Raw genomic sequence first — 14,061 nt, forward strand, 5'->3', positions numbered from 1 at the left:
TTGAGATTATAACAAGGCCACAATTTACAAAATCATTAAGAAATGTAACTACTTCAATAGATACCCACCACCACTTGATAAATTTCTCCTAAAAAAAGAGGTTACTTTCTGACAATCTTCTATTTTTGATTACCTAACATCTCTTTCGTTACTCAACTCTATGACTGCTCAACCAATCTCTTATTTAACCCCAGAAAACTTTCAAAAAAAGTACGTTGGCAACCCTCACTGGCTCATAGTAGGCGTAACGGGACACCGTGATTTGCGCCCGCAGGATAGGGCAAAAATAAAGGGGTTGGTAAAACAAAAGTTAAATGACCTGAGAAAGAAACACCTCAATAAAAAACTACTCCTCTGCTCCGCCCTTGCCCCTGGTGCCGACCAATGGGTAGCGCAGTGTTTGACGGAAAACGACAAATTGGTAGTGGTGAAAACGTTGCCTGACGACGAACTCAAAAAATACACTTTTGAGATTCAATCACCCAATGACCCCGCACTTTCAGCAAAGGAAGCCGCTTTCGACTACTTTACCCAAGCCAACCAACACAACGAACGAGTACAGCTCTACTATGATTCTCAGCGGAGCTTCACCACCGAAGAACACCATAAACAATTTGTTCAATTGGGACGCTTTTTGGCGGAGCACTGCGACCACCTTATTGCCCTTTGGGACGGCGTGGACGGTGGTGGTTTGGGCGGCACCTCCGACATCGTTCGGATGTGGGTCAAGGGCAAAGGCTTGGATGGGAAAAAAATCAATCGCCCCCAACAGCCCCAAACCTTGCATCAACTGGTTGTTCCACGGCAGCAAAATCACTTTCCAATTGGTCGTCGGTTTGCCCAAACGCAGTTGCACTTACCAATGGCGGGGGCCTTTGAATGGGTGACGACGGTATTGCCCAATCATACACTTCGATGGCACAAAAAAGTAACGCGGTTTTGGCAGCATCACAAGGTGTGGCTTGTGTTGGGAACTGTACTATTTGGATTATTGATAATCGTTGATTTTGTCAAAGGTTTTGACGTAAACGACCTCATTCCACTGGGATTTTTAGCGCTGCTCTACGGAGGCGCATGGAGGATATATCATGCAATGGATTACGCTCGTCCGTTGCTGTTGCAGTTTGTTTATCCCACGTTACTCGCCGTCATTGTCATTACTGCGGGGTATATCGGTTTCAAAAACGACAAAACCTCGATTGGCAACGCCTTTTTTTCTGCGGCAAACCTCATCACGCTCAACTCCTCCATATTTTCCGAAGGTTCAAATATTACAAAGACCTTAGAATTAGCCCGAATTTTAGGAGGCTTTTTGGCGGGCTACGCCTTTATCTTAGCATTTTCGTTTGCCGCAGGCAAAGAAGGGTTCAGCCGTATTCAATTTTTTGTGTTCCGTAAATTTCTTCGTCGCCTCACCAATACCCCTTTTACGGTGGTGGTTGGCAACGGAGAAAAAGCCTTGGACGTTGTCTTGGACGTGGAAAAACGTGGACAGCGTGTGGTAATGCTCGATGAAGGTGCTCATCCGCTCGTAGAGAAACTCCTCAAAAACCGACGGGTATGGTACTTGAAAGGCGATGCGAGTTCGTCCGTAGATTTGCTCAAAACCCATTTTCATAAAGCCGCCGAAGTTTATTTGATGAGTGAAAATGACGAAGAGAACTTCCGAACAGCCCAAGAAATGGACGAGTGGATGAACCGTACGGTAGTGAAAAATCAAGAACGCTACGTTCACTTGCACGACCTGCGCCTGCGTGGACTTTTGCATCAACTGGCTCGTCGCAACGAACAGATTCGGACGTTTAGCGTGTACGAAAATACGGCCCGTCGCTTGTTAACGCGTTATCCGATTGATCGGTTTGCATACGGCCAAACAGTGGCGCAGGTTATTCTGTTGGGTTTTGGAAAACTGGCCCGCGAGATTGCGCTCACCTGTTTGCGTTTGGGGCACTACCCTGCCCCTAAATACCTCTCCATCAAGGTTTATTACTCAACCGAAGAGCAGCCGTTGGTGGAAGCGTTCAAAACAGAACACCCTGAATTGTTTAGAAACCAAGGTATTTTTGACGAGAATCTGCCCCACCAAGAAGCCCAATCTTACACCTTTTTCAATCACTTGCCTGCGGGAGAATCACCCATCTCGTTTGAGGTGTTGCCACCTGCCGAAAGCGACCTGAGAAACCCCGTTTTTTCGCTGTACCAACTCATCCAACCCCATCGGGCGGTGAGCCTCTACGCCTGCTTGGACTCGGGCATTGCCTCGGCGAGTATGTTGGGAATGCTGCTTCCACGAATCCAGTGGCTCAAACAGCACCAACCCATCCAAACCGACGTGCAGGCGTTTTGCTTCTACAACTTCCCCGACGAAGAAGAAGAAGCCTACGTCGAAACCCAACTCAACGCCCTGGCTTCCTACTTGCCCGTGTTTTGTTTTGGAAATTTCTTGCAGGAATGTGCCATTCAATCTATCCGCAATGAGGCCATGAACCAAGTAGCCAAGCGATTGGCGATGCTCTACGCTTGCCTTTACAACGACAAGCAGGTGTTTGAACTTCCTCAAGTGAGTTGGTTGGCCGACTGTGTAACGGAAATTGATGAAGAATTGAAGGAACAGGAGTGGCCATCGTACAACGACCAGATGATTGAAAAAACGCATTTGTTGTTGCAACGGCTGAATGATTTTATAAAAACAGCCCGCCAAAACGGTGGCGAAGACCCGAGTGTTTTGTGGATGAACGAGCTTTGGAACAGCATCACCGAAGACGAGCGCGAATCGAACATCCAAGCCGCCGACCACGCCTGGGTGAAGTTCCGACAGATGAATCAAAATCCATTGGCGCTTACGGCATCCGCTTGGGGAGACAACGAACTCGAACTTCTTGGCGAACTCGAACACCGCCGCTGGAACGCCGAAAAACTGACCTTGGGTTGGTTGCCATTTGCCGACAAAACCCTCTGGAAAAGCCAAAAACAAACCCTAAAAACCCAAAAATTACACCATTTTTTAATGCCCTTTGACCAACTCCCCGACGACGAACGCAACAAAGACCACACGCAAGCAGTGGGGATAAGGTATTTTTTTGAGTATTTGTTTAATGATGTTAGACCATGAACACACTTAGCCCAACCCTCCGCCTTACTCACCTTTGGTTTGTACTCATGGGTGTTTGTTTTCCTTCCTACCTGATGGCCCAACAACTCGTGGGCTACGTAACCAGACAGAATAGCGGTAACGAACCCGTTGGTAATGTTGAAGTAAAAAGCATGTTTGCCAATCAAACTGTTACGACTTCTGATGGTGAGTTCAATTTGACTTTTCAGGGAGCAAAACCTGGGAGAAATGTAACGATTGATGTTTTTAAGGAGAATTGGATTGTGATCAACAAAGAAAAACTCAACTTAAACTTGCCAGAGGACCCCAAAAATAACAAGTTAAAGATTGTCATGTGCCTTCAATCGGTGTATGAAGCCAACAAAAATAGAATCAGGAAAGACATTGAGAGAAATATCATGGCGATTTATGAGAAAAAATTAAAAGCCATTGACCAACAAAAGGAAGGACATGAAAAACTGATTGCTGATTTGCAAATAGAATTACAACGATTACAGAGTCAGTTGGATAAACTGGCTGAGGAATATTCAAATACCAACTTAGACGATTTGAATGAAAAGGAAAAAGAAGCCTACAAACTCTTTGACGAAGGTAAGTACGAAGAGAGTAGAAAATTAAGAGCGAGTTTTGAAAGCGAGAAGAACTACCTGAAAGCCTTGAGTGAAAGAGCAAAAATAAAAAATGAAAAAACGAAATTAGATAGTATTGATAAAGCTAAAATCGAAGAAGTGGCTTTTCATGAGCGAAACCTAAAGCGTGAAGCTTTGGAAGCACAACAATCTTTTGATTTTAAAACGGCAGAGAACAAATTAGAGTTTTTGGTATCAAGAGACACCACCAATTTTGATAATACCTTTGAATTTGCCTATTTTCTTGACAAGCAAAACCAGCATGACAAAGCCATTCGGTATTACCAAAGGGCTTTACAATTAGCCAAAACCGAGCCTGATGTGGCGATGACCCAAAACAATTTGGGGATTTTGTATAATGATAAAAATGAGTTCCCCCTGGCTTTGAAAGCCTACACGACGGCCTTGGGAATCTATGAACGTCTGGCCAAAACCAATCCTGCTTCCTACGAGCCTGATGTGGCTACTACCCAAAACAATTTGGGGAATTTGTTCAAAGATAAAAATGAGTACTCATTGGCCTTGCAAGCCTACACGAGAGCTTTGGAAATCAGAGAACGCTTAGCCAAAACTAATCCTGCTTCCTACGAGCCTTTTGTAGCTACTACTCAAAACAATTTGGGGAATTTGTATCAAGCTAAAAATGAGTTCCCCCTGGCTTTGAATGCCTACTCGACGGCTTTGGAAATCTATGAACGTCTGGCCAAAACCAATCCTGTTACCTACGAGCCTGATGTGGCGATGACTCAAAACAATTTGGGGAATTTGTTCAAAGCTAAAAATGAGTACTCATTGGCCTTGCAAGCCTACACGAGAGCTTTGGAAATCAGAGAGCGCTTAGCCAAAACTAATCCTGCTTCTTACGAACCTTCTGTGGCTATGACTCAAAACAATTTGGGGATTTTGTATCAAGCTAAAAATGAGTACGCCTTGGCCTTGAAAGCCTACTCGAGAGCCTTGGAAATCTATGAACGCTTAGCCAAAACCAATCCTGCTTCCTACGAGCCCTCTGTGGCTATGACTCAAAACAATTTGGGGATTTTGTATCAAGCTAAAAATGAGTACGCCTTGGCCTTGAAAGCCTACTCAAAAGCATTAGAAATCTACGAACGCTTAGCCAAAACCAATCCTGATTCCTACGAGTCCTCTGTGGCTACTACTCAAAACAATTTAGGGAGTTTGTATCAAGCAAAAAATGAGTACTCATTGGCCTTGCAAGCCTACACGAGAGCTTTGGAAATCAGAGAACGCTTAGCCAAAACTAATCCTGCTTCTTACGAACCTTCTGTCGCTATGACTCAAAACAATTTGGGGATTTTGTATCAAGTTAAAAATGAGTACCCCTTGGCCTTGAAAGCCTACTTGAGAGCCTTGGAAATCAGAGAACGTCTGGCCAAAACCAATCCTGATACCTACGAGCCTGCTGTGGCTACTACTCAAAACAATTTGGGGATTTTGTATCAAGCTAAAAATGAGTACGCCTTGGCCTTGCAAGCTTACTCGAGAGCCTTGGAAATCTATGAACGCTTAGCCAAAACCAACCCTGCTTCCTACGAGCCCTCTGTGGCGATGACTCAAAACAATTTAGGGAGTTTGTTCAAGGCTAAAAATGATTATCCATCGGCCTTGAGTGCCTACTCCAAAGCCTTGGAAATCAGAGAACGTCTGGCCAAAACCAATCCCGAGGCGCATGAAATAGAACTTTGCAGAAGTATTGTCCTATTAGGTTTGCTTCAAAAAGCAGATTATCAAACGATGCGGCAAGTACAAATCAATGGGTATTTGAAGAAAGCCAAGCAGATACTGTCCAAATATCCTGATATTCCCCTTGTCAAAACGCTGATGGAGTATGTGAATGATTTGGATGGTTATTTTAAAAATGTAGAATTACTTTTACCTATTCAGGTATTACAAAATCAGCTACAAAAAGAAATCTCAAATACTGAAAAAATCAAAATACAAGAGCAAATCATTGAGAGATATCGGTATTTGGTAACCAACGGACAACCACAATTTGCCAATGAGTTGGGGAGTAATTTGAGTAATTTAGCTTGGTATCAACTCTTGGAGAAGCAATTCAAAGCAGCAGAACAGTCGGAAAAAGAAGCTATCAATCCCACTACTTTCAAAAAAACCGAAGATTATGATTCTAAAATAGAATGGGCAAATACTAATCTGGCTTTAGCCTTACTCTTTCAAAGTAAATACACCGAGGCAGAGAATATCTATCTTGTCCTCAAAGACAAGCCCTACAAAAAAGCTACCTATAAGGAAACCTTCTTGGCAGATTTAGATGAGCTTGAAAAGGCAGGTATTACTCATCCAGATGTATCAAAAATTAGAGAATTGTTAAAGAAATGAGAAAGATAACGGTATTCATCCTACTTATTTGCACCAATATTTGTTGGGCTCAAAATAACAAGCTCAACGGAATCGTGGTAGAGCAAAGCAGCGGTTCTAAACCCGTTGCTGAGGTTAGGATTTCAGCTAATAGGGCAAACGTAACGCTTTCTGCCACTGATGGACGATTCATCCTAACTTTTCAAAGTCTCTTTGCGGGCGACAATATCGGTGTTAGCGTGCAAAAAGAGGGTTGGGAAGTAGTCAATGAAAAAGAACTACAAACCGTCATTGCTTCAAATTATACCGTTCGTCCCCTTAAAATTGTGCTTTGTAAGGCGGGTACTATCAATCAAAATCGAATCAAGTATTACAATGTTTCGGTCAACTACATCACAAAACGCTTTGAGGAAGAAATCACAAAAGCCAAACAAGAAAATCAGCACTGGCAAGAAAAAGTACAGAAATTAGAGAAAGACAAAGAATTTCTTCTTTCACAAGCTAACGAGTTGGCAGAACGATACAGCCGAGTGAACTTTGATGATGTGAGTGCCATCGAAAAACAGGCATTTGATTTGTACCAAGAAGGCAAAATCAAAGAAGCCATTGCCCTCTTAGAAAGTGTGGACTCGGAGGCACTCATCCGCAAAGCCAAAGAAGCCAAGCAGAAATGGCAGAAAAATAAAGACTCGACCATCCGCCAAGAAGAAAGAATCAAACCCATCCTGAAAGCAGACTCAACCCTCAAAAACAAACAATAATGAAAAAGGCACTATTGATTTTTTGCTTGTTGAGCAACTTCAAAACCATCGCTCAGATACAATTTAAGGGCATCATCACTGAACAAAATAGTGGCAAAAAGCCTATTGCGTTGGCAAACGTAAAAGCTGAATTTGCAAACCCTATTCAAAGCGACTCCAAAGGCAATTTTAATCTTAGGTTTCAAGGTAAAAACTTTGGTGATGAGGTTTCGATTCAAGCACAAAAGGATGGGTTTGAGGTAGTCAATTTCAAAGAAATGATGACCAAAATCCCTAAAAAACAGGTAGCACCCTTCAAAATCATCATGTGCAAGGCAGGCTTGGTTGCCCAAAACCGAGTTAAATATTATGGAATTTCAGAGAAATACATCACTGCAAAATACGAAAGAGAGTTAGCAAAACTCAACCGTAGCACTGCCGGTTGGGAAGCCAAAGCAGAAAAATTGGAGAAAGATTTTAGAGCGAATCTTGAATTTACCAAAGAACTCGCTGACAGATACAGTATGATGAATTTGGACGATGTAACCGCTCTCCAACGCAAAGCATTTAAGCTGTTTGAAGAAAACAAAGTTGAGGAAGCTATCAAACTATTGGAAGGAGAAAACTACCGAGAAAACATCCAAAAGGTAAAATTAGAGCAAAAAAAGATACAAGAAAACACCCAATTAGCAGATGAAGAAATAGCAAAAGCTGAAGATGTGATACAGCAGCAAATCAGCAAATTGATGTTCCAAGCCGACCTTTACGCCCAAGATTTTCAGTTTGATAAAGCAGAGAGGACTTATGAGATTGCGGTGGAGGCGGATAGCAGTAACTATGATAATACCTTTTATTTTGCCTATTTTCTTCAAAAACAAAACCAGCATGACAAAGCCATTCTCTATTACCAAAGGGCTTTACGATTTGCTAAGACTGAACCCAGTCTAGCTTTAATTCAAAACAATTTAGGAGTTTTGTATCAAACTAATAATAGGTATTCGGAGGCGTTGAGGGCCTACAATAAAGCCTTGGAAATCTATGAACGCTTAGTCAAAATCAATCCCGCTGTCTATGAGCCTAATGTAGCAGTCATCCAAAACAATTTGGGAATTTTATATCAAGATAACAATGAGTATTCGGAGGCGTTGAAAGCTTACAAAAAATCTTTGGAAATCCATAAACGATTTGCCAAAACCAATCCCGCTATCCATGAACCCGGTCTGGCCATGACTGAGAATAGTTTAGGAGGTCTGTATAAATCTAACAATGAGTATTCGGAGGCATTCAAAGCTTATAATAAAGCCTTGGAAATTTATGAACGGTTTGCCAAAACCAATCCCGCTGTCTATGAGCCTAATGTGGCAGTCATCCAAAGAAACTTCGGGATTTTGTATCAAGCTAACAATGAGTATTCGGAGGCATTGAAGGCTTACAACAAAGCCTTGGAGATCTATGAACGGTTTGCCAAAACCAATCCCACTGTCTATGAGCCTAATGTGGCCGACACGCAAAATAGTTTAGGGATTTTATATCAAGCTAACAATGAGTATTCGGAGGCGTTTAAGGCTTACTACAAAGCCCTGAAAATCTATGAACGATTTGCCAAAACCAATCCCGCTGCCTATGAGCCTAATGCGGCAATGATCCAAAATAATTTAGGAGCTTTATATCAAGCTAATAATGAGTATTCAGAGGCGTTGAAGGCTTACTACAAAGCCTTGGAGATCTATGAACGGTTTGCCAAAATCAATCCTGCTGTCTATGAGCCTAATGTGGCCGACACGCAAAATAGTTTAGGGATTTTATATCAAGCTAACAATGAGTATTCGGAGGCATTGAAGGCTTACAACAAAGCCCTGAAAATCTATGAACAATTTACCAAAATCAATTCTGCAGCCTATGAGCCTTATATGGCAATGATCCAAAGAAATTTAGGGATTTTATCTCAAGCTAAGAATGAGTATTCGGAGGCGTTGAAGGCTTACAACAAAGCATTGGAAATCTATGAACGATTTGCTAAAACCAATCTCACTGTATATGAGCCTAATGTGGCCGACATGCAAAATAGTTTAGGGATTTTATATCAAGCTAACAATGAGTATTCGAAGGCGTTGAAGGCTTACAACAAAGCCCTGGAAATCTATGAACGATTTGCCAAAACCAATCCCGCTGCCTATGAGCCTTATATGGCAATGATCCAAAATAATTTAGGAGCTTTATATCAAGCTAATAATGAGTATTTGGAATCATTGAAAGCATTAACTAAATCATTGGAAATCTATGAACGATTTGCTAAAACCAATCCCGCTGTATATGAGCCTTATATGGCCGATACGCAAAATAATTTGGGGATTTTATACCAAGCTAACAATGAGTATTCGGAGGCATTGAAAGCATCGACCAAGGCATTGGAAATCTATGAAAGACTGGTCAAAACCAATCCCACTGTTTATGAAATTAAATTTTGTCGGAGCGTTCTTTCCATAGGCTCACTTCAAAAAGTCAACTATCAAGAGGTAAATCAAAAACAAATAGACGTTTATCTAAGTAATGCCAAAAAGATATTATTGAAATATTCAGATATTCCATTAGCAAAAATGTTGATGAAATATATTATAGACTTGGAGGATTATTATAAAGACTTTAAAATACTCTCTCCAATTAATGATTTAGAAAAACAATTAAGTAAAGCTGGGCTATATTCAGAGAAAATAAAAATTAGAATTGAAATCATAGAAAAGTATAGACACTTGGCAAATAATGGTTATCCAAAATTTGCAAATGAATTGGGGCGTAGTTTTGGGAGTTTATCATTTTATCAACTTTTTGAGAAGCAATTCAAAGCAGCCGAGCAATCGGCCAACGAAGCCCTCAACCCTACTACTTTCAAAAAAACAGAAGATTATGATGCTGAAATCGAATGGGCTAATACCAACTTGGCTTTGGCCTTACTCTTTCAAGGCAACTACACTGAGGCCGAGAAAATCTATCTCGCCCTCAAAGACAAACCCTACAACAAAACCACCTACAAAGAGACCTTCTTGGCAGATTTAGAAGAACTTGAAAAAGCAGGTATCATGCATCCAGATGTTTCAAAAATTAGAGAGCTTTTAAAGAAATAACCCATGCAAAAAATTGACGTCTTCATCTCCCGCAAAAGTGCCGATGCACCCTACGCCCAAAAGCTGTATGAGTACCTCACGGCGCAGGGTTTAACGGTTTTTGAGTCGGATAATACGCTTAAAGAACTTGGCAATGCCGATTACATCAAAGCCATTGATGAGGCGTTGGTCAATAGCACGCACATGGTCGTGGTGGGGAGTTCAGCCGCCAATATCCAATCGTCTTGGGTGGAGGCGGAGTGGTTGTTTTTTCTCAATCGTAAGCGGTCGGGCAAAACCTCGGGTAATCTGCTCACGGTAGCTACCAGTACCCTCAATTTGGAAGAGGTACCGCCCAGTTTGGCCAATTATGAGGTCATTCCGTACAACGAAAAGAACTTTCCCATCGTTTACAATTACGTTCGGCAGCCCAACACGCCCGCCAAGCAAGCCCCCAAAAATCCCTTTCCCGCCGAGCGAGAAAATAAAGTGCTACGTTGGGTCATTGGCGGTTTGCTGCTGTTGTTGGGGGCTGTTTTTGCTTTTTATTACGTCCAGCCCTACGATGCCACCGTCATTCTCCAACCATCCGCCACTGTCCAAATCAACCGAGCGTACCCTGCTTTCCAAGGGGGCAAGCTCGCTGTGGTAGTCAATAATGAAGTAAAAGAAAGCCAAGTATTGGCCAATGGCGAAGTGATTTTCAAGCAACTGCCCTACACCACCAAAGGCGAGAAAGTGGCCATACGTTTAGACAACCCCTACTGGAAAACCCAGCAAGACAGCATCGAACTCAACAAATCGGTTCGTTTGACTATTGTTCCCAACGGCAGTTTGGGCGTTTTCAGGGGGCAAGTACGGCAAGAAGGCAGTGCCATGGCCATTCCTTTTGTGAGCATCCAAATTGACACCGATACCACCCTCACCACCGATGCCCAAGGGGTATTCAATGTGGTATTGCCCCCCAAGATGCAAAAAGAGCAGTACCGTTTACGCTTCTCTAAATCAGGTTTTGAACCCAAAGACACCTACCAAGATTCAAGTAATTATTTCCCAAACTCCAACGAAGCTATTTATACGTTGAGAAGAATCAAGTGATTGTACCTCATAACTCACCCTACCCATGAGCAACATCGAAGCAGCCAAACGCCGTATTAGAAAATGCCTTGAAAATCAGGAGACTGAGTTGGATTTGTCTGGCTTAGGGTTGAGTGATTTAGAGAAAGAAGTGCCTGAGTTGAATGAGTGTGTGCATTTGACAAGCCTAAATTTAAGTAATAATCTAATTAGCGATTTATCGCTCTTATATCGTTTGACTAATTTAACAAATTTAAATTTAAGTTATAATAACCGTATCATCAATATATCTTGCTTATCTAATTTAAAATCTTTGAAAAGATTAAATTTAGGTAGTTGTCATATTAGAAACATATTTGCTCTATCTGATTTGACTAACTTAATGAATTTAGAATTGTTTAGTCAACAGATTTTAGATTTGAATGCACTATCTTATTTGACCAATTTGACCAATTTAGAATTATTTTGTTCACAAATTTATGATTTATCTCCTTTGGTAAATTTAACTAATCTAAAAAGCCTGATTTTAGGTAGTAGTCGAATTCGAGATATATCTCCCTTGTCTAAATTAAATAGTTTAACAAAATTAAATATACTTAGCAATGGCATTATTGATTTTAGAATATTATTACAAAACTCAAATTATCAGAACGGAAAATTAAATGTGTTACTAAATGTATCAACACACGACTATTCTATACCTTATAACCTCGAACAAGCCATTAGCGAAGGTTACGACGCCCTCAAAGCCTACTACGACACTCTTGATGCCGAAGGCAAAATCCAAAATGACCAACTCAAAGTCATCTTGCTGGGCAACAGCACGGCGGGGAAAACTTCCTTGGTAAAATACTGGGGCAATAAAACCTTTGATGAAAAGCAAACCACTACGCACGGCATCTACACACCCATGGATTTGCCGCTCAACTATCAAGCCGAAAATAGCAATTTTAGGGTAAACGTCTGGGATTTTGGCGGGCAAGACTACTACCACGCCACGCATCGGCTGTTTGTCACTCGTGAGAGCACCTACGTGCTGGTCTGCAACAAAAACCTCGAAGACAAACCCGCCCAGGAACTCACCACCGAGTACATGCAAGTAGGCGAGGAAGTACAGGCCGTAGAAGTTCCCGTGCAACACTATCCCTACCGCTATTGGCTTCAAACCTTGGCTTTCCTCACCCAATCGGGTAAAATTGATGACCCTCAAAACCAATCAAAAGACAAAAGCAAACTACCCAAGCTGTTTTTGGTAGAGAACAAGTGCGGCATCGAACACAAAGAGTCCAAGCACAACCAACGCATGAGGTTGGACGAAAAACTATCCCAAACCCTGCCTTTTGAGGTAGTGGGCGGGGATTTTTATCACATAGACATTCAGAAAGCGTACCAGTATCATTCGGGGAAAGATACCCAACGTTCTGCTCGCCGTTTTTACGATGCTTACGGAGATTTCGAGGAACAACTCCTCCAAACCCTCCGTACCCAAATCGAAAACAACCGCTACGAAGTACACGCCAATTTTCCCAAAATCAGAGACATTCTGGCTTCGATGGCTGCTCACATGCAGAACAGAGAACCCTCGCCCGAACTGAACGAGTATTTAGCAGCGAACAAAATCGCCCCCATCAAAAGCTACCAAAAACTGCCCGTCTGGATTAGCTATGACGAGTACCGAGACATCGTAGAACGAAAAGAAAACAGTAAATCCAAATTTGAGGACATCGAGGGCTTTTTGCACACCTACCTCCAAAACCTCTGCGGGCGTATTTTTCATTTCAAAGACATTCCCAGTTTGGCCCACATCGTATTCATTGACCCCAACTGGCTGCACCAAACGATTTATAAAGTCCTGAATCAGAAGGTACTCGACAACCAAGGCGAGTTCACCATTCACGATGCCGATGCCGTCATTGATGGCAACATCATGGATGCGGCTACTTTCTTGGATGCCATGAAAGCCTTTGATTTAATCTTTGAAATACCCGACCAAGACCCCCAACGTTTTGTAGCCCCGCAGTACCTGCCCGAGGTATGTCCGCTGCACACGGCTGGTTTGTACTCCCTGATTGAAGAAAACTACGACTTGGCCCTTACGTTGGAGTTTTCGTACTATTTGCCCAGTTCGTTGATTTCCAGAATTATCAGCAAAAAAGGCCACCTCATCAAAAACCGACAGCAGTTTTTGTGGCGAAACGGCCTCCTCTACACCGACGAAAACCAAGTGAGTGTGTTTATTGAATGTAAACCCACCGAACGGAGAATTGAAATTTCCCTCAACAAAAAAGACAAAAACAAGATACAGCAAACCCTGCGAGTACTGATGACATTGCTGGAAGAGAACTTCTCGGATGAAATAGCGGATGCTTACGTTGTGTTGCCCAGCATCAAGGCCAAAGCCAAGTGGAAACACCTTTTGAAATCGAAAGAAGGCAGGCAAAACAAAGTCAAAAACTATGAAGAAGAAGGCGAATTGGCGGATGCCGAGCCGTTTTGGTTTTTGTTTCGAGAATTTGAACGGAAGCCCCTCAACGTTTTTGTGTGTTACAGCCACGAAGACCAAACCGAGATGGAGGCATTCACCCATGAACTGACTAAACAACTCAAATCCTTTGAAAAACAGCACGGCATCAACATCAATCCGTTTACCGACCTCGAACTCAAAACGGGGATGTTATGGGATACGGTTTTACAAGAACGCATCGCCCAAAACGACCTATTGATTTGTTTGTTGAGTCCGACGTTTTTTACGTCTTCGTACATTCAGGAGAAAGAATACGGCAAAATGAAGCAACTCGCCCAACAAAATCCCAACAAATTGATTGCTCCGATTTACGTCAAATCTTGCTATATTGCAGAAGACAACGAAATCGCTAATTTGCAGTTTTACAAGCCCTTAGCCAGCCGTTTCGGCCTCTCGCAAAGCATCAAAGAGTTCAGTTTCAGCAACCTCCTCCACCACAACGGCGGTAGCTATGTACAAAACTATGTCAAAGGCTTTGTGGAAGAGATTGGGGAAAGCGTTTTGGGGATTTGGGAGAGGAGGTGATAGTAGATTCTCA

General features: G+C 42.3%; 6 protein-coding genes. All 6 read left to right on the forward strand.

Annotated features, from left to right (window positions below; genetic code table 11):
• Positions 1 to 160 precede the first annotated feature (160 nt).
• The 6 genes from FHS57_RS24850 to FHS57_RS24875 all read left to right on the forward strand — a co-directional run bounded on the left by FHS57_RS24850 (position 161) and on the right by FHS57_RS24875 (position 14,048).
• Positions 161 to 3,112 carry a potassium channel family protein gene (locus tag FHS57_RS24850; protein ID WP_183978442.1) on the forward strand — a complete coding sequence of 984 codons (2,952 nt, stop codon included), beginning with the start codon at positions 161 to 163 and terminating at the stop codon, positions 3,110 to 3,112.
• The gene (locus FHS57_RS24855; RefSeq protein WP_183978444.1) at positions 3,109 to 6,102 is read left to right on the forward strand and encodes a tetratricopeptide repeat protein; all 2,994 of its coding nucleotides are present in this window, start codon (positions 3,109 to 3,111) and stop codon (positions 6,100 to 6,102) included. The genes FHS57_RS24850 and FHS57_RS24855 overlap by 4 nt, the downstream gene beginning before the upstream one ends.
• Positions 6,099 to 6,842, forward strand: a complete 744-nt coding sequence (locus tag FHS57_RS24860; RefSeq protein ID WP_183978446.1) for a hypothetical protein — start codon at positions 6,099 to 6,101, stop codon at positions 6,840 to 6,842. Before FHS57_RS24855 ends, FHS57_RS24860 begins: the two co-directional genes overlap by 4 nt.
• A 320-nt stretch (positions 6,843 to 7,162) precedes the next feature.
• Positions 7,163 to 9,943 carry a tetratricopeptide repeat protein gene (locus FHS57_RS24865; RefSeq protein WP_183978448.1) on the forward strand — a complete coding sequence of 927 codons (2,781 nt, stop codon included), beginning with the start codon at positions 7,163 to 7,165 and terminating at the stop codon, positions 9,941 to 9,943.
• Positions 9,944 to 9,946: 3 nt separating this feature from the next.
• The gene (locus FHS57_RS24870; RefSeq protein ID WP_183978450.1) at positions 9,947 to 11,020 is read left to right on the forward strand and encodes a toll/interleukin-1 receptor domain-containing protein; all 1,074 of its coding nucleotides are present in this window, start codon (positions 9,947 to 9,949) and stop codon (positions 11,018 to 11,020) included.
• Positions 11,021 to 11,663: 643 nt separating this feature from the next.
• Positions 11,664 to 14,048, forward strand: coding sequence for a COR domain-containing protein (locus FHS57_RS24875; RefSeq protein WP_221225730.1), 2,385 nt, complete (start codon positions 11,664 to 11,666; stop codon positions 14,046 to 14,048).
• Positions 14,049 to 14,061 lie beyond the last annotated feature (13 nt).

Source organism: Runella defluvii (assembly GCF_014195535.1).
Lineage (GTDB): Bacteria > Bacteroidota > Bacteroidia > Cytophagales > Spirosomataceae > Runella > Runella defluvii.